Origin of the sequence: Methylocystis sp. (assembly GCF_051061225.1) — a bacterium.
Lineage (GTDB): Bacteria > Pseudomonadota > Alphaproteobacteria > Rhizobiales > Beijerinckiaceae > Methylocystis.
Genome location: NZ_JBPFEB010000042.1, coordinates 1 through 24197 on the forward strand (window position 1 = coordinate 1; position 24197 = coordinate 24197).

Below are 24197 nucleotides of genomic sequence, written 5' to 3' on the forward strand. Positions count from 1 at the left end.
CCGGCGCCTCCACCCCAGCCCGTGCGCCGCGCGGGCTGCGGCGGGGGCGAAACAGGATCGACGGGGGCGTAAAGGGTGCTTTTTCGCTCGGCATGATACCGCCGTTATCGGGTCAAACCTTATAGTTGCCAACGACAACTATGCTCCGGTGGCCGTCGCTGCGTAATGCAGCGCTGGTACTGGGATCAAAGCCCTAGGGGGTAGCACCTCTAGGCGGGGCCCGGAGGCGCCTGGCAACAGAAGCCTCCACTTCTTTTTTGGCGCGGCCCAATTTGGACGGGGCGCGGCGGAGCCTGGCAGCGGGCCCCAGGGAAATGCGCATGTCGACCGATCTTATTCGTTACGACCTTCTCGTTCAGGACGCGATGCGCGGCGTGGTCCGCAAGGTTTTGGCGGATGTCGCGGCGAGCGGCTATCTGCCGGGAGACCACCATTTCACCATCAGTTTCCGCACCGACGCCGAGGGCGTGCAGATTTCGCGCCGCCTGCAGGAGCAGTGGCCGCAGGAACTGACCATCATCCTGCAACACCAGTTTTCAAATCTCGTCGTCGACGACGAGGGCTTCGGCGTGACGCTGTCCTTCCGCTCGATCCCCGAACATCTCTACATCCCTTACGCCGCCGTCACCGGCTTCTACGACCCCTCGGTCGAATTCGGCCTGCGCTTCGAGACCGCCGACATCGACGAAGAAGAGGAGGAAGAGGAGGAGGAGGACGCCGCGCCGCCGCCGCGTCCGAGCCTCGTGACCGCCCGCCCCGCTTCGGGGAAGGCGGAGAGCAGGCCCGCCCCCGCGAAGACTGAGAAGCCGGCGGCCGAGAAGGTCAAGAAAACCGAAGCGCCGGCAACTGGCGGCGAGGCCGCGGAGGGCGACGGCGCCGCCAAGGTCGTCTCCATCGACGCCTTCCGCAAGAAACCCTGATCGGGCGGATCGAATGGGCGACGTCGTCAATCTCCGCCGCGCCCGCAAGGATCGCGCGCGGCGCGAGAAGGAAGCGCAGGCGCAGGAAAACCGCGTCGCCTTCGGCCGCCCCAAGGGCGAGCGCGAGCTGAGCGCCGCGCAGAAGCGGCTGGACAACGCCCGTCTCGACGCGCACAGGCGTGAAACCCCGCCCGAGACTTCGGACGCGCCCGAATGACCGACGCGCCCGCGCCAGGGCCGGGCCGCGTGGTCAAACATTCGATCGTCATCGCCGGCCATCGCACCAGCATCTCGCTTGAGGACGCCTTCTGGCGCGCGCTGAAGGACATCGCCGCCGCCGACGGCCTCTCGCTCGCCGGACTGGTCGCGCGGGTGGACGCGCGGCGGGGCGGGGCGAATCTCTCCTCCGCGCTGCGGGTGTTCGTGCTGGAAAGAGCGATGGCGGGCGCGCTGCGCGCGGAGCGCCCCGCGCCTCTCTAGCCTCGCAATCTCCGCCCTCCCCGCCTGCCGCTTGCCAGTCTCCTCGAAATGGGCCAGCTTGGTCGGCGCCGATCCCTGAACCCCAGCGGATCGCCTCATGGAGGACGCCAATGAAGAAAAAAATCCTTCTGATCGCCGCGCTCGCAGGCGTCGCCTGGTTCGCGCAGGTCGAGACCTCCGAGGCGATCGTCTGCGCCCGCGGCTATTATCGCGCGGGCTGCGTCGGCCCCTATGGCGGCGCAGCTGTGCGCGGCCCGTACGGCGGCTATGCGGTTCGTGGCCCCTATGGCGGCGCGGCGGTGGGCGGTCCGCGCGGGGGCGTCGTGCGCGGACCCTATGGCGGAACGGCCGTCTATCGCCGCTGGTGAGGCCGTCGGCGAGGCCCTTTCTCTAAATCGGTGATTCGCCTTCCGTTCTCCTATATGTTCCGGCAGGAATCATGAGGAGCAGGCGGTTTGACCGATTTCGACGATTACGCGCCGCAGGCGGGCGGGCTTGCGGCGCGGGCCGCGGCGGCGGCGCAGAGGCCGCGCTATCTTGACGGGCTCAATCCCGAACAGCGCGCCGCCGTCGAGACGCTCGACGGCCCGGTGCTGGTGCTCGCCGGCGCCGGCACCGGCAAGACGCGCGCGCTGACGACGCGCATCGCCCACATCATGGCGCTCGGCAGGGCGCGGGCCTATGAGATCCTCGCCGTCACCTTCACCAACAAGGCCGCGCGCGAAATGCGCGAGCGCATCGAAATGCTGGTCGGCGAAGGCGCACAGGCCATGCAGTGGCTCGGCACCTTCCACGCCATCAGCGCCAAGATCCTGCGCCGGCACGCCGAACTCGTGGGGCTCAAGCCCAATTTCACCATTCTCGACACCGACGACCAGATCCGTCTGCTCAAACAGGTGTTGCAGGCCGAGAACATCGACGACAAGCGCTGGCCGGCGCGCGCGCTCGCCATGCGCATCGACGGCTGGAAGAATCGCGGCCTGTCGCCCAATCAGGTTCCGGCGGGGGAGGCGGAGAGCTTCGCCAGCGGCAAGGGGGCGCAGCTCTACACGCTCTATCAGGAACGTCTCAAAATCCTCAACGCCGTCGATTTCGGCGATCTTCTGCTCGAATCCCTGCGGCTCTTTCGCGAACACGCCGACGTGCTCGCGGAGTATCAGCGGCGGTTCAAATATATTCTGGTCGACGAATATCAGGACACCAACATCGCGCAATATCTGTGGCTGCGGCTGATCTCGCAGGGGCGGCAAAACGTCTGCTGCGTGGGCGACGACGATCAGAGCGTCTATGGCTGGCGCGGCGCGGAAGTCGAGAACATCCTGCGCTTCGAGCAGGATTTCCCCGGCGCCAAAATCGTGCGTCTCGAACGCAATTACCGCTCGACCGGACATATCCTCGCCGCCGCCTCGCATCTCATCGCGCATAATGAGGACCGGCTCGGCAAGACGCTGTTCACCGATGGCGAGGAGGGCGAGAAGCCGACGCTCACCGGCGTCTGGGACAGTCAGGAAGAAGCGCGCGTCATCGGCGAGGACATCGAGCAATTGCAGCGCAAGGGGCATTCGCTCGAAGAGATCGCGATCCTCGTGCGCGCCTCCTTCCAGATGCGCGAGTTCGAGGAGCGCTTCGTCGAGATTGGCCTGCCCTATCGCATCATCGGCGGGCCGCGCTTCTACGAGCGCGCGGAAATTCGCGACGCGCTCGCCTATCTGCGCTGCGTCGCGCAGCCCTCCGACGATCTCGCTTTCGAGCGCATCATCAACACGCCCAAGCGCGGCCTCGGCGACGCGACGGTGCAGATGCTGCACGCCTACGGGCGGCGCGAGCGCATTCCGCTGATGCAGGCGGCGCGCTCCCTCGTCGAGACGGAGGAGCTGAAACCCAAGCCGCGCGGGGCGCTCAAGAGCCTGATCGCTGATTTCGACCGCTGGAACGGTCTGATCGACGCGAAGCCCCAGCACGAACTCGCGGAAATGGTGCTGGACGAGTCTGGCTATACGGAGATGTGGCGGCAGGACAAGTCGCCGGAGGCCGCCGGCCGGCTCGAAAACCTCAAGGAACTCGTGCGCGCGATGGAGGACTTCCCCGACCTCGCCGCCTTCCTCGAACATGTCTCGCTGGTGATGGAGGCCGAGGACTCGAAGGAGCAGCAGCGCGTTTCGGTGATGACGCTCCACGCCGCCAAGGGGCTCGAATTCGAGACCGTCTATCTGCCGGGCTGGGAGGAAGGGCTTTTCCCGCATCAGCGCGCGCTCGACGAGCAGGGCCGCGCCGGTCTCGAGGAGGAACGGCGGCTCGCCTATGTCGGGCTGACGCGGGCGAAGCGGCGCGCCAGGATCTTCTTCGCCAGCAACCGGCGCATTCGCGGCCTGTGGCAGCCGACCGTGCCGTCCCGCTTCGTCGACAATCTGCCGCCGACGCATGTGGAGGTGGTGGAGGCGCCGAGCGGGTCGCACTATGGCGGCTACGCCGTGTCCCGCTTCGCCAATCTCGACGTCTACGGCTCGTCCTATTCGACGCCGGGCTGGAAGCGCGCGCAGGCGGCGCGCGCCGAGCCGGCGCGAGAGAAACGGCCGCACGCGAAACCGCCGCTGACCATCGAGGGCGAGGTCGTCGCGCGCTCCTCCGGAGGGTCGCGCTGGACCGCCGGAGCGCGGGTCTTCCACATGAAATTCGGCCCCGGCACGGTGGCCGCCGTCGACGGCAACAAGCTGACCGTCGACTTCGACAAGGCGGGACGCAAGATGGTGCTGGAAAGCTTTCTCCAGGCCGGGTGAGTTGCCGCGGGAGGCATCAGCCCTGCCCGCTGATGCGCTCGATCTGCGCGCCACAGTCGGAGAGCTTCTTTTCCAGCCGCTCGAAGCCGCGATCGAGATGGTAGACCCGGTTGATCGTCGTCTCCCCACGCGCGGCCAGGGCCGCGATGACGAGCGAGACCGAGGCGCGCAGGTCGGTGGCCATCACCGGCGCGCCGTCGAGATGATCCGAGCCCGTGACCACCGCCGTATCGCCGTCGAGCCGGATATGCGCGCCGAGCCGCGCCAGCTCCTGCACATGCATGAAGCGGTTTTCGAAAATGGTTTCGGTGATGCGCGAGACCCCGTTCGCGCGCGTCATCAGCGCCATGAATTGCGCCTGGAGATCGGTGGGGAATTCCGGGAAGGGCGCCGTCGTCACGTCGACCGGGGAGATGCCCGCGCCGTTGCGCGCGACGCGCAGGCCTTCATTGGTCTCGGTGATCTTCGCGCCGGCCGCGACGAGCGCATCCACCGCCGCCTGGAAGAGATCGGCGCGCGCGCCGGCGAGCAGCACGTCGCCGCCGGTCATCGCCACCGCGATCGCATAGGTGCCGGCCTCGATGCGGTCGGGCATCACGGCGTGGCGGGCGCCGGACAGCGAGGTCACGCCCTCGATCTCGATGGTGGACGTCCCGGCGCCCGAGATGCGCGCGCCCATCCGGGTGAGACATTCGGCCAGATCGACAATCTCCGGCTCGCGCGCGGCGTTGCGCAGGACGGTGGTCCCACGCGCGAGCGAGGCGGCCATCAGCGCCGTATGGGTGCCGCCGACCGTGACTTTCGGAAAGTCGATCTCGGCCCCGACGAGGCCATTCTTCGCCGAACCGACGACATAGCCGTTTTCAATCTCGATCCGCGCGCCGAGCTTGTCCAGCGCCATCAGCAGCAGATCGACGGGCCGCGTGCCAATGGCGCAGCCGCCCGGCAGCGACACGCGGCACTCGCCCATGCGGGCCAGAAGCGGCGCGAAGACCCAGAAACTCGCCCGCATGCGCGAGACGAGCTCATAGGGCGCCGTGGTGTCGACAATCTCGCGCGCGGTGAAATGCACCGTGCGGCCGGCGTTCTCCGTCTCGCCCCGGCGCTTGCCGGAGATGGAGAAATCGACGCCGTGATTGCCAAGGATGCGCTCGAGCTGGGTGACGTCCGCGAGCAGCGGCATGTTTTCGAGCGTCAGGGTTTCCGGAGTGAGGAGCGAGGCGATCATCAGCGGCAGGGCTGCGTTTTTCGCGCCGGAAATGGGGATGACGCCATTGAGCGGCGCGCCGCCGACAATCCTGATCCTGTCCATTACCCCTCGCTGTCCGTCTTTCGCGCTGCTGACCTCAACGCCCGTTCGCGGGCCTTGCGGCGCGCCAGATTGGCCCGGAGCGCCGCGGAAAGGGCGGCCGTTTTCTTCCGGGCTTCGGAGTCATGAGCTTTTTCGCTCGAATCCGACGCTTTTACGGCGGGGGAGGGCGATTTGCCTTGTTCCGTCATCGCTTCGACTTTCAGGAAAAACTCAAGCTCTTCCTAGGGCGTCGCGGCAGGGGTGGCAAGCGCGGGGGTTCCGGCTGGCGGAGTTGGTCCGAAGGCGGGGCCGACACAGGCTCCTCGCCGCCACGCCGGTCGCCCGTCAGAGCGCCTTCACGACAAGCGTCGCGTTGATCCCGCCGAAGGCGAAGGAATTCGACAGGGCGACCCTGATCGGCATCCGGCGCGCTTCATTGGCGATGGGGTCCACCGGACATTTAGGGTCCGGCTCGAGGAAGTTGATCGTCGGCGGCGCGATCTGGTCGCGCAGCGCGTTCACGGTCACGGTCAGCTCCAGCCCGCCGCTCGCGCCCAGCGCATGACCATGGATCGGCTTGGTCGAGGAAACCGGCGGCGGCCGGTCGCCGAAGACGAGGCGCATCGCCTCCGATTCGGTCATGTCGTTGGCGTAGGTCGCCGTGCCATGGGCGTTGAGGTAATCGACCGCCGACGGCTCGAGTCCGGCGCTCTCCAGCGCCTGCCGCATGCAGCGCGCCGGGCCTTCGACATCGGCGCGCAGCGGATCGAAGGCGTCGCTCGTCGTGCCGTAGCCAGCAAGCTCGCACAGCGGCGTGGCGCCGCGCGCCTGCGCGGATTCGAGCGTCTCCAGAACAAAGACGGCGGCGCCTTCGCCCAGCGTCATGCCGTTGCGTTTCGCCGAGAAGGGCCGGCAGAGATCGGGCGTGAGGACGCGCAGCGCCTCCCAGGCGCGCATTCCGCCATTGGTGACGCAGGCCTCGGCGCCGCCGGCGATGGCGCGGTCGGCGCGGCCCGCCCGCAGCATTTCAAACGCCTCGCCAATCGCCTGTGTCGCGGAGGAACAGGCCGAGGCGAGGGCGAAGGTCGGCCCCTTGGCGCCATAGCGCATGCCGAGCGTCGTCGGCGCGGCGCTCGGGATGAGGCGCGGCACCGACAGCGTGTCCGGCCGCTTGCCCTCGACATATTCGCCGTAGGAGGTCTCGTCGATCGTCGTGGCGCCGCCGATGCCGGTGCCGATCACCACCGCCGTGCGAACGCCGCCGACGTCCTTGCGGCCAAAGCCCGCCTGCGCCACCGCCTCGTCGGCGGCGACGATGGAGAACTGGGTGAACGGATCGCAATAGGGCAGAAGCTCCGGCTCGATGAAGGCGGCGGGGTCGAATTCCGGAACCTGGGCGGCGATCTTGATGCGGCCCGGATAGGGGCGCGGCAGCCGCAGCGTCCGGATGCAGGAGGCGCCGGTTTTGGCGGCGATCCAGAGATTCTGCGCGCCGACGCCCGCCGCGGAGACCGCGCCCATGCCCGTAATGACGATCCTGCGGCGCGAATGGTCTGTCGTCATGACGGCCTGTCCCCTGCAAATGCTCCGGCGGACGGGCCGCCGGATTTTCTTCCTTAGAAAATCTTCCGCCCTCCTGTTAATGTCGCGGGGGCGCCTGACGCAAGCGAGGCGTTGACGCAGCCGCGGCTTGCCTCTTTCGGCGCCCTCCCCTATAAGCTCGCGCCCAGCGCCTGCGTTTCCGACACCCCTGGAGGCGAGCGGCGCTTTTTCTTTTTACAAAGGACACCGACAATGGCCGAGATGAAAACGCTCGCGGCCACGGTGCGCAGCGGGACCGGCAAGGGGGCCGCCCGCAGCGTTCGCCGTGAGGGCCGTATTCCAGCAGTGCTCTATGGCGGCGGCGAAGCGCCCACTCCGCTTTCGCTCGACAAGAAATCCACCACCCAGCTGATCTTCGCGGGCCACTTCCTCACGACGATCTTCGAGCTCGACATCGACGGCAAGAAGGAGCGCGCCATTCCGCGCGACTATCAGCTCGACGTCGTGCGCGACTTCCCGATCCATGTGGATTTCCTGCGCCTGAAGCCCGGTTCGCGCCTCAAGGTGAACGTGCCGGTCCACTTCATCAATCAGGAAACCTCGCCCGGCCTGAAGCGCGGCGGCGCCCTCAACATCGTCTACCACTCGGTCGAGATGACCGTGCCGGCCGACAACATTCCGGAAGCGATCGTGGCCGATCTCGCCGGCATGGACTTCAACGATTCACTGCACATCTCGCAGATCCCGCTGCCGGAGGGCTGCAGGCCCACCAATCCGGACAAGAACTTCACCGTCGCCAGCCTCGCCCCGCCGGCGGGCGGCGCCGAGGAAGCCGCCCCGGCCGCGGCTCCGGAAAAGAAGAAGTAAGCGGGCTTTCGCCGCTTGTGTGAATGGCCGGGGTCTTCCCGGCCATTTTCGTCTTCACCGCAAGAAACGCGCCCATGCTGCTCTTCGTCGGCCTCGGCAATCCGGGGCGCCAATACGCCAGAAACCGCCACAACATCGGCTTCATGGCGCTCGAGGCCATCGCCCGGCGCCACGGCTTCCCTTCGGCGCGCGCGCGCTTTCAGGGCCTCGCCACGGAAGGGACGATCGGCGGCGAGAAGGTCATGCTGCTCCAGCCGCAGACCTACATGAACGAGAGCGGCCGCGCCGTGGGCGAGGCCGCCCGCTTCCACAAGATCGCCCTCGGCGACATCGTGGTCTTCCACGACGAGCTCGATCTCGCGCCGGCCAAATGCCGCATCAAGGTCGGCGGCGGCGTCGCGGGCCACAACGGGCTGCGCTCCATCACCGCCCATGTCGGCAATGACTACAAGCGCGTGCGCATGGGCATCGGCCATCCCGGCGACAAGTCGCTGGTGCATGGCTATGTGCTCAACGACTTCGCGAAGAGCGAGGAGCCCTGGGTCGAGGCGCTCTGCGACGCGCTGGCCGACAATGCGGCTCTTCTGGTGAAGGGCGACGACGCCGGCCTGCAGAACCGGCTCCATCTCGCGCTGGAGGCGAAGGGCTTCGACACGGTCAAGCGCGTCGGAGAAAAGTAATCAAATTAAATGCCGCATGAACGCCGCTCTCAGCGGCCGTTCAGCCCGGATGCGCGATGCTCCAGACCATCGGGACAGGGTCTCGATCTCATGGAGTTTCAACGATGATCCGCACGCTTCTGCTCGCCGCCGCCGTTTTCGTCGCCGCTCCCGCCTTCGCCGAAACGCCCGCCGCCAAACCCGCCACTCAAGCCTCTCCCGCCAAGATGGCGACCGAAGCCCAGAGGCTCGACCTCAATTCCGCGACAGTCGAACAGCTTTCGGGCGTCAAGGGTTTCGACAAGACGATCGCCGAAGCCATCGTGAAGGCCCGCCCCTTCAGGAGCGTCGACGATCTGACGGCGAAAAAGATCGTCTCCAGCCATGTTCTGGCGCCGGTCAAGGACCAGCTCATCGTCCGCTGACCGGCGATCGACCAGGAGACGACGCCCGCCCCGTCCGGCGGGCGTTTTCTCGTCGGCGCCTCCCGGTCTGATTGGATTAGACCGGGTTCTCGTTTTTTGCCTGTCGCGCTTTATTCGGTTTCCGCTTCGGCGGAAAGCGCCCTAGCCGCGGGCCGCGAGCGGCACGACGTTGTGCAAATGCTGATCGGCCGAGTCGAAGAAGCGGCGCAGATTGCGCGCCGCCTGGCGGATGCGCTGCTCGTTCTCGACCAGCGCGAGGCGCAGATAGCCCTCGCCATGTTCGCCGAACCCCTCGCCCGGCGCCACGGCCACATCCGCCTTCTCGATGAGAAGCTTCGAGAACTCCAGACTGCTCATGGCGCGGAATCGCTCCGGCACTGGCGCCCAGGCGAACATCGACGCGCTGGGCGACGGAATCTGCCAGCCTGCCTGCGCGAAGCTCTCCACCATCACGTCGCGGCGTTTCTTGTAGATGGCGCGCATCTCCTTCACGCAATCGTCCGGTCCGTTGAGCGCGGCGGTGGCCGCCACCTGGATCGGCGTGAAGGCGCCGTAATCGAGATAGCTCTTCACGCGCCCCAGCGCCGCGCAGAGCCGCTCATTGCCGACGGCGAAGCCCATGCGCCAGCCGGCCATGGAGAAGGTCTTCGACATGGAGGTGAACTCCACCGTCACGTCGATCGCGCCCGGCACCTGCAGGACCGAGGGCGGCGGATCGTCGTCGAAATAGACTTCGGCGTAGGCGAGATCGGAGAGGATGAAGATGTCGTGCTTCTTGGCGAAGGCGACGAGGTCCCTGTAAAAATCCAGCGACGCCACTTCCGCCGTCGGATTGGACGGATAGCAGACGATCACCGCGATCGGCTTGGGGATGGAATGAATCATCGCGCGCTCGAGCGCCGCGAAATAATCCGGCGTCGGCGCCGAGGGCACGGAACGGATGACGCCGCCCGCCATCAGGAAGCCGAACGCATGGATCGGATAGGAGGGGTTGGGCACCAGCACCACGTCGCCCGGCGCGGTGATGGCCTGCGCCATATTGGCGAAGCCCTCCTTGGAGCCGAGCGTGGCGACGACCTGCGTCTCGGGATCGAGCTTCACGCCGAAGCGGCGGGCATAATAACCCGCCTGGGCGCGACGCAGGCCGGCGATGCCCTTGGAGGCGGAATAGCGGTCGGTGCGCGGGCGCCCGGCGGTTTCGACGAGCTTCTCCACAACATGTCTGGGCGCGGGCAAATCGGGATTGCCCATGCCCATGTCGATAATGTCGGCGCCGGACGCGCGCGCCTTGGCCTTCAGGCGATTGACCTGCTCGAAGACGTAAGGCGGCAGGCGCTTGATGCGATAGAAATCCGACATTTCGATCCGTTCCGATTCATGAAGCGGTGAGTCTAGCGGCTTTCGCGCCGCTTCGCCAAACGCCGCTTCGCCCGTCAGCGGCCGGCGACGCGCAGGATCAGCAGCGCGGTCAGCAACGGCCCGGCCGCGAGGGCCAGCAGCGCGTGAGAAAACTCCCCCGTCGCGCCTTTTATAAGGCCGACCAGCCATGGGCCGGCAAGGCCCGACAGATTGCCGATGGAATTCACTACGGCGACGCCGACGACCGCGTCGGCGGGGCCGAGCGCGAGCGTGGAGAGCGTCCAGAAGGTCGGAAGCACCGAAGCCGAGCCGACGGCGGCGAAAGTGAGCGCGACCATCGCGAGAAGGCGCGAGGGCGCATAGGCCGCCGCCGCGAGTCCCCCGGCGCCGACGAGGCAGGCGAGCGCCGTATGCAGGGCGGGATGGCCGCGACGGTCGAGGCTGCGGCTCCACAGCACCATGGCGATCGCGCCGCAGGCATAGGGGATGGCGGCGAGAAAACCCGCCGCGAGAACGCTCGCGCCGAAGCTCTTGATGATCTGCGGCAGCCAGAAGCTCAGGCCATAGAGCGCCATGACCGCCCCGAAATAGGCGGAGCCGAGCAGGAGCGTGCGGCGATCGGTCAGCGCGCGCCAGTGGTTTTCGTCATGCCCCGGCTCTTCGCGCGACAGGGTCGCCTCCAGCCAGGCGCGCTCGTCGGCGTCGAGCCAGGTCGCCTGCGCCGGGCGATCCGGGAGGGAGAAGAAGCAGACGACGCCCAGCGCCACGGAGGGAAGCGCCTCGACGAAATAGAGCCAGCGCCAGCCGGAGACGCCCGCGACGCCGTCCATCAGCGTCATGATCAGGCCGGAAATCGGCGAGCCGATGGCGCTCCCCAGCGGCACCGCGATGAGAAAGCCCGAGAGGATGCGCGCGCGCTGGGCGGCCGGAACCCAATAGGTCAGGTAGAGGATGGCGCCCGGCGCGAATCCCGCCTCCGCCGCGCCGAGCAGCAGCCGCAGCGCGACGAAGCTGTTCTCGTTCCACACGAAGGCCGTGGCCGCCGCGATCAGGCCCCAGCTCACCATGATGCGCGCGAGCCAGATGCGCGCGCCGACGCGGTGCATGACGTAATTGCTGGGCGCCTCGAAGAGGCAATAGGTGATGAAGAAGACGCCCGCCGCCCAGCCGAAGAATTCCGGCGAGAAGCCCATCTCCCTGTTCATGGTGAGCGCGGCAAAGCCGACGTTCACGCGGTCGAGATAGGCGACGAAGAAGCCCGCCATGAGCAGCGGCACAAGCCGCCAGGCCACTTTGGCGATGACGCGCTCTCCATCGACCGGAGCGGCCCGCGCGGGCCTGACGAGCGTGTCGGTCACGGGCCTCTCGTTGTTCAGCGCAGTTCGAAGCCGAGCGCGTTCAGCGCCGCGCGCAGGCGGTCGCGGCCGCTCATCGCGTCGGTTCCGCGCACGCGCGAGAGCACCTGACGGATCCAGCCCTGTTCGGGAAGACCCTGCTCCTTCTGAAAGTCCTTGAAGACGACGTCGAGCGTCTCGATCGCCTCCCGCTGGGCGTCGCCCCACTGATACTGCTCGCGATGCAGCACCGCCGCCTGGCCCAGGCGCGGCTTGACGCCGGCGTTGGCCGCCGGGTCGGGCGCGCCGACCGTCATGCCGAAGACCGCGAAGACATTCGGCGGCAGGTTCAGCTCCTTCGCCACCTCTTCCGGCTTGTTGCGCATGGCGCCGATATAGCAGCAGCCGAGCCCCAGCGTCTCCAGCGCGACGACGGCGTTCTGGGCGGCAAGCGCCGCGTCGACCACGCCGGTCATGAAGATTTCGAGATAGGGCAGCGCGGCGGCGTCGCGCCCCTTCTCCTTGCCGAGAAGCTCCAGCCGGGCGAGATCGCACAGCCAGATCAACAGCAGCTTGCAGTCGCGAATGTGCTTCTGGCCGCCGGCGAGATCGGCGAGGCGGTTCTTGCGGTCCTCGTCCTCGACCGCGACCACGCTCCACACCTGAAGATTGGAGGAGGTCGAGGCCGATTGCGCGGCGGCGCAAATGGTCTCCAGAGCGCCGGGCGGCAACGGCTGATCGAGATAGTTGCGGTGGGAGCGATGCGCGAGCAGCAGGTCGAGCGTGTCGTTCCAGATCGCGGGCCTGGGCGAATCGGCGCGGCGATAGCGCTCGAACATGGCGGCCGCGCCGCGCGCGTCGAAAGTGTCGGGGCTGACGGGCTTGTTCATGGAGCTTCCCGGATGGTTCATCGTGTCGCCACACCTCATGCAGGAATGCGTCGTGGCGGCGTACAAGGCGGCGCCGGGCGTCAGGCCCGGCGCGGTTTCGGCGTCAGTCTAACAAGCTTGCCGCGCCGCTCCAAGAAGCTTGCGGCGCCGCAGCGAACCCTTACTTCTGGAGCCCCAGCAGACGCATCAACTGCCCGCCGAGCCCCTCCCCGGCGGCCGGAGCGGCGGGGGAGGCGGCGTGCTTGGCGCCGACGCGCCCGGGCACCAGAATGGCGCGGAAGTCGTTGACGTTCGTCCGCGTCGGGCCAGTGACCACGAGATCGCCCAGCGCCTCGAAGGCGGTGAAGGCGTCGTTGTTGGCGAAGAGCGCCTTGAGATCGACGCCCTTGACCTGGGCGCGGGCGAAGCTGTCGGGCAGCATCATGGCCCCGGCGTTGGTCTCCACGCCGTCGATCCCGTCGGTGTCGCAGGCGATGGCCGAAACGCCCCCGAACCCTTCCAGCGCCAGCGTCAGGCCGAGCAGAAACTCCGCGTCACGCCCGCCCTTGCCATTGCCGCGCACGGTGACGGTCGTCTCGCCGCCCGAAATGATGGCGACCGGCGGCTGGAACGGCTGGCCGTGATTGGCGATCTGCTTGGCGATACCGGCGTGCACCAGCGCCACGTCGCGCGACTCGCCTTCCAGATCGCCGAGGATGCAGGGGGTAAAGCCCGCCTTGCGCGCGACGGCGGCGGCCGCGTCGAGCGAGCCTTGCGGCGTGGCGATGAGGATGTTCTCGACCCGGTTGAAGATCGGATCGCCGGGCTTGGGCGTCTCGCAGTCCGGGCTGGAGAGATGATCCAGCACCGCCTTCGGCGCGTCGATCCGGTATTTGGCGATGACCGCGAGCGCGTCCTCGCGCGTCGTCGGATCGGGCACGGTGGGGCCGGAGGCGATGACGGACAGGTCGTCGTTCGGCACGTCGGAAATCATCAGCGCCACGACGCGCGCGGGCGCGGCGGCGCGGGCGAGACGGCCGCCCTTGATCGCGGAGAGATGCTTGCGGACGCAATTCATCTCGGAGATGTTCGCGCCGCTCTTCAGCAGCGCCTTGTTGACCGCCTGCTTCTCTTCGAGCGTGACGCCTTCGGCCGGCAGCGCCATCAGCGCCGAGCCGCCGCCGGAAATCAGCGCCAGCACCAGATCGTCCTCGGTGAGGCCCTGCACCTTTTCGAGAATGCGCTTGGCGGCCTCGCGGCCGGCGGCGTCCGGCACCGGATGCGACGCTTCGATCACCTCGATCTGGCTGGTGGGCGCGCCATGCTCATAGCGCGTGACGACCAGGCCCTCGAGCGGCCCGCCTTTCCAGTTCGCTTCCACCGCCGCCGCCATGGAGGCGGCCGCCTTGCCGGCGCCGATGACGATGGTGCGGCCCTTGGGCGGCTCGATCTTCGCAAGGTGCTGCGGCAGGCAGAGGGACGGATGCGCGGCGCCGACGGCGGCGTCAAACATGGCGCGGAGAAGCTGGCGATGGTCGTCGGACATGATGGCTTTCCGGGAAAATTATTTGGGGTTTGGAGGGACCCCCTCCCCACCCCTCCCCCGCTGACGCGGGAGAGGGAGCAGATACCGGCCTTCATCCACAACGCTGATCACGAGCGTCCCCTCTCCCGCGTTGCGGGGGAGGGACAGGGAGGGGGCCAACCCTCTCCCCGCGAGCGGGGAGAGGGGGGTCTTATCAGGAGCCGGAGATGGAGTTGGCCTTCTCGATCAGCGCCTCGGCCATGCGGATCGAGGCGATGTCGATCAGACGGCCGTCGAGCGACACGGCGCCCTTGCCGGCCTTGGCGGCCTCTTCCATCGCCGCGAGAATGCGGCGGGCCTTGGTCACTTCGGCCTCGGACGGCGTGAAGACCTCGTTGGCCAGCTCGATCTGCGAGGGGTGGATCGCCCACTTGCCCTCATAGCCCAGCACCGCGGCGCGCTTGGCGGCGGCCTTGTAGCCTTCCGGATCATTGAAGTCGCCGAACGGGCCGTCGATCGGGCGCAGGCCATAGGCGCGGCAGGCGACCATCATGCGGGTCTGGGCGGCGTGCCACTGGTCCATCCAGTAGTAGTCGCGCGAACCGTCTTCCTTCTTGTCGGTGAGAACGCCGTAATCCGGGTTCACGCCGCCGATGACGGTCGTGCGGGCGCGGGTCGAGGCGGCGTAGTCGGCGACGCCGAAGGACATGGCCTCAAGGCGCTTCGACGACTGGGCGATGGCCTCGACATTGGCCATGCCGAGCGCGGTCTCGATGAGGATTTCGATGCCGATGCGCTTGGTGCGCTTCTTGTACTGCTCGATCTGCGTGATCATCATGTCGATCGCGTAGACGTCCTGCGGCACGCCGACCTTGGGAATCAGCACCACGTCGAGACGCGGGCAGTTCTCCAGAACGTCGACGACGTCACGATAGCAGTAATGCGTATCGAGGCCGTTGATGCGCAGCGTCATCACCTTCTTGCCCCAATCGATGTCGTTGAGGCCCTGGATGATGTTCTTGCGCGCCTGCTCCTTGTCGTCCGGCGCGACGGCGTCTTCGAGATCGAGGAAGATCTGGTCGGCCTTCGACTGGGCGGCCTTCTCGAACATGCCCGGCGCGGAGCCCGGAACGGCCAGCTCGGAACGGTGCAGGCGCGGCGTGGCCTGTTCAATCAGGGTAAAGCTCATAATGTCCTTCCTTCCTCTTTAAGTGCAAAGATGCGCTTCGGCGGGCTTGCAAAACCGCAGGAGAAGCGCGCCAGGATGCATTTAGCCGGTGGCCCCGAGGCCCGCGGCGATGCAGCTGATGGAGATGAGCAGAGGCACTTTCGCGTCCTCCTTCTCGGCGTCGCTCTGCGCCGACCGGAACCGGCGCAACAGCTCGACCTGCTCACGATTGACGTCGTTGATGACCGGGAGACGGTGCGCGAGTCTCGCGGCGTATTCCTTGAAGCGTTCGGTCAGCTCGCGGTCGCCGGTGACGCGCAGGACCATGTCGCGCGTCAGCGCGCATTCGTCCTCGATCATCCTGAAGATCTTGTCCCGCACGGCTTCGTCGGCGACGAGCCCGGCGTATTGCTTCGCGATGCCCATGTCGACCAGCGCCAGCGTCTTCTCCACCTCGTCGAGGATGAGGCGGAAGAGACGCGAATCCTCGAACATCCAGCGCAGAAGCTCCAGCCCCCGGTCGCCGCGCGCGTCCACAAACGCCTTGAGGCCGGAGCCCACGCCATACCAGCCGGTGATCGAATGGCGGTTCTGCGCCCAGGCGAAGACCCAGGGGATCGCGCGCAGATCGGCCAGGCTCTTGGCGCCGAAGCGGCGCGCCGGGCGCGAGCCGATGTTGAGCAGCGAAATTTCCTCGAGCGGACTCGCGGCCTGGAAATAGGTCACGAGATCGGGGTCGGAGATCAGCTTGTGATAGGCCGCGAAGGAAGCTTGCGAGATTTCTTCCAGCGCCTCGTCGAAATCCTTGCGCGGGACCAGCGCGTCCTCGCGCTCGGAGCGCAGCGCATGGGCGAAGACGGAGGAGGCGAGCAGCTCCATCTGATAGGCCGCCGTGCCGCGGTTCGCATATTTGAAGGAGACGACCTCGCCCTGTTCCGTGGAGCGGAAACGGCCGCGAATGGAGCCCGCGGGCTGCGCCGCGATGGCGTGGCCAGTCGGCGCGCCGCCGCGCGAAACCGAACCGCCGCGGCCGTGGAAAAAGGCGATGGCGACGCCCATCTCATTGCCGACCTCGGTCAGCCGCGCCTGCGCCTTGAACAGCTCCCAGTTCGACGACAGGAAGCCGCCGTCCTTGTTGGAGTCGGAATAGCCGATCATCACTTCCTGAAGATCGCCCTGCGCCTGCGTGCTGCGGCGAACGACCGGGATCTGCAAGAGATCGCGCATGATCGCCGGCGCGTCCTGAAGGTCGCCGATGGTCTCGAACAGCGGCACCATCGGCAAAGTGATGTAATCGCCGCCGGGGCCGCCGGCGAAAAGACCCGCCTCCCGCGCCAGCAGATAGACGCCGAGCACGTCATTGGCCGAAGAGGTCATCGACAGGATGAAGCTGCCGAAAGCCTCGCGGTCGAGGCTCGCGCGCATGTCGGCCACGACCTCGAACATCTCGATCACGTCGCGCGTGTCGGGGGTGAGCGCATCGCGCGGGATCGGCGCGGCGCGGGGCGCGTCGAGTTCTTTCAGGAGCCACGCGCGCCATTCCGGCGACAGCAGCTCGGGCGGCGTCTCGCCCCCGGTCCTGATCCGCCACAGCTCATGCAGCGCCGAGGTGGTGCGCGTCGTGTTCTGGCGAATGTCGAGGCGCACGGTGCTGAAGCGGAAAATCTCCACGGCGCGACGCAGCGGGCGCACGAGATCGATCGCCAGCGCCTCGCTCTTCGCTTCCGCCAGCACCGATTCGAGCAGCAGCAGATCGCCGATGAGCTTGTCGGCGCTCGTATAGCGCGGGCCGGAGGTCGGCTCGCCGTTGGTCGCCGCGAGCGTGTTGTCGATCTTGCGCAGGATCGTCGTGACGAACTGGCGATAGGGCTCCTTGTCATTGCGCTGGGCGATGGCCGGGCCGTCGTGCAGCTCGGCGAGACGACGCTCGAGCTCCTCCAGAAAGGCGGGCGGAATCGCGGCGGCGCGCTCGCTGATCGACAGCATGCGCACGAGATCGACGACACGCGTGCGATAATAGTTGAGGCTCGCCGTCGCGTTCTGGCGCATGGTGCGGCGGGTCACCTCATTGGTGACGAAGGGATTGCCGTCGCGGTCGCCGCCGATCCAGGACCCGAACTGGAAGAACGGCGTGACCTCGAACGTCTCGTTCGGATAATGGCGCTTCAGGGCGCGCTCGAAGGCGGACAGCAGCTCCGGCGCGAGGTCGAAGATGCTCTCCTGGAAGAAATGCTGTCCCCAGGCGACTTCATGCTCGACGGTCGGTTTTTCGAGATGCAGCTCGCCGGTGAGCCAAAGCAGTTCGACCTGATCATAGATCGCCTTGACCAGCGCCTCGCGCTCGCGATCGGTCCAGCGGGTGGATTCCAGTTCGCGCATCAGCAGATAGATGCGGCGGTATTTTTCGAGGATCGAAACGCGCTTGGCTTCCGTCGGATGGGCGGTGATGACGGGGCGGATGCGCAGGGTCTGCAATTGCGCGTGAACGTCGGCGGCGCTCACGCCGGCGGCGGCCGCGCTGGACAGCACATAATCGAAGGTGCCGAGCAGCTTGTCGTGGCCCTTCTCGCGCTCGATGCGCCGGCGCCGGCGCATGGCGTAGGCCTGTTCCGCGATGGAGACGAGCTGGAACAGAATGCCCTGCGCCTGAAGCGCGCGCGCCATGTTGCGCGGCGTGAGCCCCGCCGCCCCCTTGGAGTCGCGCACCACCGCCTCGATCTCCGGCATGTGCCGGTGAATCACGGCCAGCAACTGCTCGCGCAAAAAGGCCGAGGCCTCCGTGACAGAACGCGTTGCGAAAGCCGAAGGAAGGCTGATCGCGCTTCTCGTGTTCTGTGTCTCGGCGCTCATGCAAACTCCTTGCGCGTTTTGAGAAACGCCCTCAGGCGGCGTGACGGCCGCGCCGAAAGCCGGCGCGGCGCGTGGTGACATGACGGCCTCCGGGCGCCCTCAGCGCCCGAGCACCCGCGCGACGGTCGAACCGAATTCCGCCGGATTGGGCGCCACGGTCAGTCCATAGGCCTTCATGGTCTCGGTCTTCTCCGCCGCGCTATCGCCGGCGGCCGAAATGATCGCTCCCGCATGTCCCATGCGACGGCCCTTCGGGGCCGTGAGGCCGGCGACGAAGCCGATCACCGGCTTGGAGAAGTTTTCCTTGATCCAGGCGGCGGCCTCCGCCTCCTGCGGCCCGCCGATCTCGCCGATGATCAGCACGGCCTCGGTCTCCGGGTCCTTGTCGAACAGCACGAGATGGTCGAGGAAGGACGAGCCGTTGATCGGATCGCCGCCGATGCCCACCGAGGTCGAGATGCCGAGCCCGACCGCCTTGAGCTGCGAAGCCGCTTCATAGCCCAGCGTGCCCGAGCGCGAGATGAGGCCGACCGAGCCCTTGCTGTAGATATGTCCCGGCATGATGCCGAGCATGGCCTTGCCGGGCGAAATGATGCCGGCGCAATTGGGGCCGACCATCATCGGGCGGCGGTCCTTGGGGAAGCGCAGGAAATAGCGCTTCACCTTCATCATGTCCTGGGCGGGAATGCCGTCGGTGATGGAGCAGATGAGGCGAACGCCCGCATCCGCCGCCTCCATGATGGCGTCCGCCGCAAAGGGCGGCGCGACGAAGGTGATCGTCGCCTGCGCGCCCGTCGCCCTCACGGCTTCCTTGACCGTGTTGAACACCGGCACGCCGTGATGCGTCTTGCCGCCCTTGCCGGGCGTGACGCCGGCCACGACATTGCTGCCGTAGTCGATCATTTCCTTGGTGTGGAAGCTGCCCTTGTCGCCCGTGATGCCCTGGACGAGGATGGGCGTTTTTTCGTCAATGAGAATGCTCATGGATGTCCCTCCCGCCGCTTACTTGACGCTTTTGTAAGCGGCGACGGCCTTCTCGGCCGCGTCGGCGAGCGTGTCGGCCACGATGATCGGAATGCCGCTCTCGGCGATGATCTTGCGCCCGGCCTCGACATTGGTGCCGGCGAGGCGCACGACCAGCGGCACGCCCTGGATCTGCTCCTGCCGCACGGCGTCGACGACGCCCTGCGCCACCCAGTCGCAGCGGTTGATGCCGGCGAAGATGTTGACCAGCACCACCTTCACGCGGCGGTCCGAGAGCACGAGGCGGAAGGCGGTCGCGACGCGCTCCGGCGAGGCGCCGCCGCCGACGTCGAGGAAGTTCGCCGGATTGCCGCCAGCGTGCTTGATCATGTCCATCGTCGCCATGGCGAGGCCGGCGCCGTTCACGATGCAACCGATCTCGCCGTCGAGGCCGATGTAATTGAGATTGTGCTCATGGGCCTGCGCCTCGCGCGGATCGCTCTGCGAGGCGTCGTTCATGTCGACGATGTTGCGGCGGCGGAACAGCGCATTGTCGTCGAAGGACATTTTCGCGTCGAGCGCGAGCACCTTGTCGTCCTTGGTGATGACGAGCGGGTTGATCTCGAGCATGGTGGCGTCATTGTCGCGGAAGGCGCGATAGGCGCCCATGATGGTCTGCACCGCCCGCGACACCTGCTTGAGATTGAGGCCGAGCTGGAACGCGAGCTCGCGCGCCTGAAACTGTTGCAGGCCGACCGCCGGCTCGACGATCACCTGAAGCAGTTCGTCCGGCGCCGTGCGGGCGATCTCCTCGATGTCCATGCCGCCATGCTTGGACGCGATAACGCGCACGCGTTCGAGCTTCCGGTCGAGGACGTAGCCCAGATAGATCTCGCGCTCGAACGGATCGGCGACTTCCACATAGACGCGCTGGACCGGCTTGCCTTCCGGCCCCGTCTGCGAGGTCACCAGCCGCTTGCCGAGCAGATCGCGCGCCGCCTGTTGCACCTCGTGATAGGTGCGGCAGAGCTTGACGCCGCCCGCCTTGCCGCGCGCGCCGGCGTGAATCTGCGCCTTGACCACCCAATGGGAGCCGCCGAGTTCGGTGGCGGCGTAAACGGCCTGGTCGGGGCTGTAGGCCACGGTGCCGGGTGGAACCGCGACCCCATGGGCCGCCAGTATTTCCTTGGCTTGGTACTCGTGGACGTCCATTTCCCGATCCTCCCCGGTTTCCGTTTTCGTTGGGAGAGACCCCTCCCTGACCCTCCCCTTGCCGGGGAGGGACATTCACCCCTCGCGCGTCGCTCCCTCCCCTGCAAGGGGGAGGGCCGGGGTGGGGGTCGCCCCGATCAGCCGATCTTGCCGCGCACCACCTCATAGACCGCTTCGGTCTCGGCGCTCGCCTTGGCGAGCAGCGCATTGACCTCGGCGAGCTGCTTTTCAGCGAAGTCGCGGTCCTTGATCGACTTGGCGTTGATGAAGACGTTGAGCGCGCAGCTCCGCAGGCCCGCATTGGCGGCGAGCACGGCGACGCCGGCGTCGCTGATGACGTTGAGATTGCCCTTGTCGGCGGCTTCCTTCGACAGGGCGATCACCTCGTAGCAGACCTTGCAGGTCGCGAGCGGGGCGAGCGTCGCCGTCTTCAGCGCGTCCTGAATCGCGGCCGAGCGCGCGGCCTTCTCGTCATCCGTCGCGCGCGGCAGGCCATAGGCGCCCATCAGCGTGTTGAAGGCGACGACGTCCTCGTCGATGCCCCTGGTCAGCTCTTCACGCAGCGCCTCGGCGCGGGCGAGGGTCTTTTTCAGATCCTCGGAGACGGCCTCGTAATTCTTCTTGCCGATGGTCAGATTGCAGACCATCGAGACCAGCGCCGCGCCCATGGCGCCCGACAGCGCCGCCGCGCCGCCGCCGCCCGGAGTCGGCGCGTCGCTGGCCAGTTCGTCGAGAAATTTGCCGATCGTTTCCGTCTTCGCGCTCATGTCAGGCCAGCTCTTTCGCAAGGGCGTAAATGTTTTCGCAGTCGAACACCTTGTCGGCGCTCTCGAAGAGCTTGCCGACGCATTCGCGATGCAGTTTCAGCTTGAGGCCGCCCAGACCCAGCGCGCCGATCACGGTCTTGCCGTGGCGCTCCTTGGCCTTGTCGGTCGCCTCGACGCCGGCGACGCCGAGCGGCGGTTGCGCGTTGCAGTCGGCAATAAGCTCGACGGTCGGATTGTCCTTCCAGTCGGCCTCGGCGAGCAGCTCGACGCCGATGGCGCCGGCGCCGAAGACGACCTGCGCGCCCTTGATGGCTTCGGCGCGGGCGGCGTTGTCACGGGCTTCGACAGCCTTCGGCGTGAAGCCGAAACGCTCCTGAATGGCTTTCGCGGCGGCGTCGGCGCGGGACTGCTCGCGCGAGGTGATGGTGACCTCCGCGCCTTCGATGTTCAGCATGGCGGCGGCGCGCATGCCCACCGGACCGGTGCCGGCGAGCACGACGGCCTTCTTGCCTTTCAGATCGCCCGCCTTGGCGAGCAGCGCGACGCCCGCGGCGGCGGTCGTGTTGGAGCCGTTGGAGTCCAGCATGCAGGAGACGCGGAAGTTGGAGAAGAAGCGCTTCTTCACCGCCTTGAACACCGCCTCGCCCGCGACCATGGAGCCGCCGCCGACGAAGATCGCCGTAAACTGCTTTTCCTTCGGGCCGCGCGTGTAGATGCAGCCGTCGACGAGCGCGCCGACATTCTCGGGATTGACCCCGCCATAGCCGATGATGTGGTCCGCGCCGCCGTCGTAACCGACGACGGTGTCGAACACGCTGGCCACGGGATCAGTGTCGAACAGGAAAAGAAGCTTCTTGGTCATGTGCGTCTCACGCTCTGGCGGACGGGCCGCCGCTTTGCCGTCCCCGCGCGGCGCGAGGGGACGGAGCAGAAAATGTCTCGTTATCTCAGGCCGTCACCACATTGCGCGGATCGCCGGCCACGAAGGCGTCAATATTGTCGACAAGCTGATCGGCCAGCACCTGCATCGCTTCCTTCGAGGCCCAGGCGACATGCGGCGTGATGATCAGATTCGGAATGGTCGGATCGAGCAGGACGTTGCCGTTCTTCGGCGGCTCGGCGGTCAGCACGTCGAGGCCGGCGCCGGCGATCACGCCCTTGCGCAGCGCATCGGCGAGCGCCTCCTCGTCGATAATGCCGCCGCGCGCCGTGTTGATGATGCAGGAGGTCTTCTTCATCGACGCCAGCTCCTTGGCGCCGATCATGTTCTTCGTCTGCGGCGTCAGCGGAATGTTGAGCGTCACCACGTCGGCCTCGCGGAGAATGGTGGCGACGTCGACCTTGCCGGGAATGTCGGTCACGTCGTTGATCAGCACCTTCATGCCGAGCGCCTGGGCGCGGGTCTCGACCTGCTTGCCGAGCGCGCCATAGCCGATGATGCCGAGCGTCGAGCCGGCGATGTCGTAAATCGGATAGTCGAAGTAGCAGAACTGGTTGACATAGCCCCAGCGGCCATGGCGCACGCTGTCGACATAGTTCACGAGATTGCGGCGCAGCGCGAAGATGAGCGCGAAGACATGCTCGGGGAGCGTGTTGTAGGCGTAATTGCGGATGTTCGAGACGGTGATTCCGTTGGCCGTGGTGTAGGCCTTGTCGATCACATCCGTGCCGGTGGCGGCGACCGCGATGAGCTTCAGCTTGGGGAGCTGCTTCAGCGTCGCCTCGCGCAGCGGAACCTTGTTGGTGATGATGATGTCGCAGTCCTTCGCGCGCTCCACGATCTGGTCGGGCGAGGTCTGCGCATATTCCGTGTACTCATGCGGGAAATTGGGTTTGCGCACATTGGCGTCGAGCGTTTCGCGATCCAGAAAGACGATTTTGTGCGACATGAACTTTCCCCGGTTTTACTGGTCTCTTTCGTGCTCTCCCGTCTCGGGAGAGACCCTCTCCCCGCGTGCGGGGAGAGGGATCAGCCAAATTACATCTTGAGGAGCGGATTGGCGCGATAGACCGCCTGAGCCGCCGCGACGCCGGAGCCGGGCTGGATCTTGATGCCGTTGTCGAGCATCGCCATTTCCGCGCCGGCGATGGCGCCGAGCAGCATCAGCTCGTTGAGGTCGCCGAGGTGGCCGATGCGGAACACCTTGCCGGCGACTTCCGACAGGCCGGCGCCGAGCGCGAGGTTGTAGCGCTTGTAGGCGGTCTCGATGACCTTGGCGGCGTCGAAGCCTTCCGGCACCACGATGGCGGTGACGGTGTCCGAATTCCACTTCGGCTCCTTGGCGCAGGTCTTCAGGCCCCAGGCCGCGACAGCGGCGCGCGTGCCTTCGGCCAGATGATGGTGGCGCTTGTAGACCTGGTCGAGACCCTCTTCGAACAGGATGTTGAGCGACTCCTTCAGGCCGTAGAGCAGCGGAACGGACGGCGTATAGGGGAAGTAGCCGTTGGCGTTCTGCGCGATCATGTCCTGGAACTCGAAATAGGCGCGGCGACCCTTGTTGGTCTTGCCCTTTTCGATGGCCTTCGGGCTCGCCGCCATCAGCAGCAGGCCGGCCGGCAGCATGAAGCCCTTCTGCGAGCCGGAGACGATGACGTCCACGCCCCATTCGTCCATCTTGAACTCGAGCGAGGCGACCGAGGACACGCCGTCGACGAAGAGCATCGCCGGGTGCTTGGCGGCGTCGATCGCCTTGCGGACGGCGCCGATGTCCGAGGTCACGCCCGTGGCGGTCTCGTTGTGGGTGGCGAGAACGGCCTTGATCTCGTGATTCTTGTCGGCCTTCAGCGTCTCCTCGATCAGCTCCGGATCATTGCCGGTGCCCCACGGACGCTCCTGCACGATGACCTCGAGGCCCTGACGGCGGCAGAGGTCGATCCACAGATGCGAGAACTGGCCGAAGCGCTGGGCGAGAACCTTGTCGCCGGGCGACAGCGTGTTGGTGATGGCCGCTTCCCAGCCGCCGGTGCCGGACGCCGGGAAAATGAAGGCGTGGCCCTTCTCGGTGCCGAACACCTTCTTGAGGCCCGGGAACAGCGGCTTCACGAGGTCGGGGAAGGTCGGCGAACGATGATCTTCCGAGGCGACGGCCATGGCGCGCACGATGCGGTCGGGAAGATTGGTCGGGCCCGGCACGAAGAGGAAGTTTTTGCCGGGAACGCGGGAATTCTGCATTTTTTGCTCCTTGTTGA

22 protein-coding genes and 1 other RNA gene are annotated in these 24197 nt (G+C 66.8%); 9 read left to right on the forward strand and 14 right to left on the reverse strand.

The window, feature by feature from the left end; genetic code table 11:
• From ssrA to ACR652_RS08580, 6 genes are all read left to right on the forward strand, one after another.
• Window positions 1–251: a transfer-messenger RNA gene (gene ssrA / locus ACR652_RS08555) on the forward strand; the annotation flags it as partial.
• Window positions 252–320: 69 nt separating this feature from the next.
• Window positions 321–920, forward strand: coding sequence for an SspB family protein (locus ACR652_RS08560; protein ID WP_434506091.1), 600 nt, complete (start codon window positions 321–323; stop codon window positions 918–920).
• A 13-nt stretch (window positions 921–933) separates the two neighbouring features.
• Window positions 934–1137 carry a DUF4169 family protein gene (locus tag ACR652_RS08565; protein ID WP_434506092.1) on the forward strand — a complete coding sequence of 68 codons (204 nt, stop codon included), beginning with the start codon at window positions 934–936 and terminating at the stop codon, window positions 1135–1137.
• Window positions 1134–1400, forward strand: coding sequence for a ribbon-helix-helix domain-containing protein (locus ACR652_RS08570; protein WP_434506093.1), 267 nt, complete (start codon window positions 1134–1136; stop codon window positions 1398–1400). The genes ACR652_RS08565 and ACR652_RS08570 overlap by 4 nt, the downstream gene beginning before the upstream one ends.
• 110 nt (window positions 1401–1510) lie before the next feature.
• Complete coding sequence (locus tag ACR652_RS08575; protein ID WP_434506094.1) at window positions 1511–1768, forward strand: hypothetical protein; 258 nt, start codon at window positions 1511–1513, stop codon at window positions 1766–1768.
• An 87-nt stretch (window positions 1769–1855) separates the two neighbouring features.
• Window positions 1856–4177 (forward strand): ATP-dependent helicase, encoded by a 2322-nt coding sequence (locus ACR652_RS08580; RefSeq protein WP_434506095.1) that lies wholly within the window; start codon window positions 1856–1858, stop codon window positions 4175–4177.
• Between the two features lie 16 nt (window positions 4178–4193).
• On the opposite strand, the gene murA is transcribed toward ACR652_RS08580, so the two are convergent.
• Together murA and ACR652_RS08590 are read right to left on the reverse strand one after the other, a co-directional pair.
• On the reverse strand, window positions 4194–5489 hold the full coding sequence (gene murA / locus ACR652_RS08585; RefSeq protein WP_434506096.1) for a UDP-N-acetylglucosamine 1-carboxyvinyltransferase: 1296 nt from the start codon (window positions 5487–5489) through the stop codon (window positions 4194–4196).
• Between the two features lie 324 nt (window positions 5490–5813).
• Complete coding sequence (locus ACR652_RS08590; protein WP_434506097.1) at window positions 5814–7031, reverse strand: beta-ketoacyl-[acyl-carrier-protein] synthase family protein; 1218 nt, start codon at window positions 7029–7031, stop codon at window positions 5814–5816.
• Between the two features lie 231 nt (window positions 7032–7262).
• Between ACR652_RS08590 and ACR652_RS08595 the strand changes: the two genes are divergently transcribed.
• The 3 genes from ACR652_RS08595 (at window position 7263) to ACR652_RS08605 (ending at window position 8961) form a co-directional block, all read left to right on the forward strand.
• Window positions 7263–7877: a 50S ribosomal protein L25/general stress protein Ctc gene (locus ACR652_RS08595; protein WP_434506098.1), complete on the forward strand. Its 615-nt coding sequence runs from the start codon at window positions 7263–7265 to the stop codon at window positions 7875–7877.
• Window positions 7878–7951: 74 nt separating this feature from the next.
• The gene (gene pth / locus ACR652_RS08600) at window positions 7952–8557 is read left to right on the forward strand and encodes an aminoacyl-tRNA hydrolase (protein ID WP_434506139.1); all 606 of its coding nucleotides are present in this window, start codon (window positions 7952–7954) and stop codon (window positions 8555–8557) included.
• A 104-nt stretch (window positions 8558–8661) separates the two neighbouring features.
• Window positions 8662–8961 carry a ComEA family DNA-binding protein gene (locus ACR652_RS08605; protein WP_434506099.1) on the forward strand — a complete coding sequence of 100 codons (300 nt, stop codon included), beginning with the start codon at window positions 8662–8664 and terminating at the stop codon, window positions 8959–8961.
• Window positions 8962–9102: 141 nt separating this feature from the next.
• Here ACR652_RS08605 and ACR652_RS08610 read toward each other — a convergent pair whose 3' ends face one another.
• From ACR652_RS08610 to ACR652_RS08665, 12 genes are all read right to left on the reverse strand, one after another.
• The gene (locus ACR652_RS08610) at window positions 9103–10320 is read right to left on the reverse strand and encodes an LL-diaminopimelate aminotransferase (protein ID WP_434506100.1); all 1218 of its coding nucleotides are present in this window, start codon (window positions 10318–10320) and stop codon (window positions 9103–9105) included.
• A gap of 74 nt (window positions 10321–10394) precedes the next feature.
• Complete coding sequence (locus tag ACR652_RS08615; RefSeq protein WP_434506101.1) at window positions 10395–11678, reverse strand: MFS transporter; 1284 nt, start codon at window positions 11676–11678, stop codon at window positions 10395–10397.
• Between the two features lie 14 nt (window positions 11679–11692).
• Window positions 11693–12544: an NADPH-dependent oxidoreductase gene (locus tag ACR652_RS08620; protein ID WP_434506102.1), complete on the reverse strand. Its 852-nt coding sequence runs from the start codon at window positions 12542–12544 to the stop codon at window positions 11693–11695.
• A 160-nt stretch (window positions 12545–12704) separates the two neighbouring features.
• On the reverse strand, window positions 12705–14069 hold the full coding sequence (locus tag ACR652_RS08625; protein ID WP_434506103.1) for a glycerate kinase type-2 family protein: 1365 nt from the start codon (window positions 14067–14069) through the stop codon (window positions 12705–12707).
• Between the two features lie 193 nt (window positions 14070–14262).
• Window positions 14263–15237 (reverse strand): HpcH/HpaI aldolase/citrate lyase family protein, encoded by a 975-nt coding sequence (locus ACR652_RS08630; protein WP_434506104.1) that lies wholly within the window; start codon window positions 15235–15237, stop codon window positions 14263–14265.
• An 81-nt stretch (window positions 15238–15318) separates the two neighbouring features.
• Window positions 15319–18066 (reverse strand): phosphoenolpyruvate carboxylase, encoded by a 2748-nt coding sequence (locus ACR652_RS08635; RefSeq protein ID WP_434506105.1) that lies wholly within the window; start codon window positions 18064–18066, stop codon window positions 15319–15321.
• Between the two features lie 99 nt (window positions 18067–18165).
• Entirely contained in the window at window positions 18166–19050 is an 885-nt protein-coding gene (gene sucD, locus ACR652_RS08640) for a succinate--CoA ligase subunit alpha (RefSeq protein ID WP_434506106.1), read from the reverse strand.
• Window positions 19051–19068: 18 nt separating this feature from the next.
• Window positions 19069–20241 carry a malate--CoA ligase subunit beta gene (locus ACR652_RS08645; RefSeq protein ID WP_434506107.1) on the reverse strand — a complete coding sequence of 391 codons (1173 nt, stop codon included), beginning with the start codon at window positions 20239–20241 and terminating at the stop codon, window positions 19069–19071.
• A gap of 137 nt (window positions 20242–20378) precedes the next feature.
• Window positions 20379–21008, reverse strand: a complete 630-nt coding sequence (gene fchA / locus ACR652_RS08650; RefSeq protein WP_434506108.1) for a methenyltetrahydrofolate cyclohydrolase — start codon at window positions 21006–21008, stop codon at window positions 20379–20381.
• Window position 21009: 1 nt separating this feature from the next.
• Window positions 21010–21870, reverse strand: coding sequence for an NADP-dependent methylenetetrahydromethanopterin/methylenetetrahydrofolate dehydrogenase (locus ACR652_RS08655; RefSeq protein WP_434506109.1), 861 nt, complete (start codon window positions 21868–21870; stop codon window positions 21010–21012).
• 85 nt (window positions 21871–21955) lie between these two features.
• Window positions 21956–22897 carry a D-2-hydroxyacid dehydrogenase gene (locus tag ACR652_RS08660; protein ID WP_434506110.1) on the reverse strand — a complete coding sequence of 314 codons (942 nt, stop codon included), beginning with the start codon at window positions 22895–22897 and terminating at the stop codon, window positions 21956–21958.
• A gap of 89 nt (window positions 22898–22986) precedes the next feature.
• Window positions 22987–24180 carry an aminotransferase class V-fold PLP-dependent enzyme gene (locus ACR652_RS08665; protein ID WP_281804749.1) on the reverse strand — a complete coding sequence of 398 codons (1194 nt, stop codon included), beginning with the start codon at window positions 24178–24180 and terminating at the stop codon, window positions 22987–22989.
• Window positions 24181–24197 lie beyond the last annotated feature (17 nt).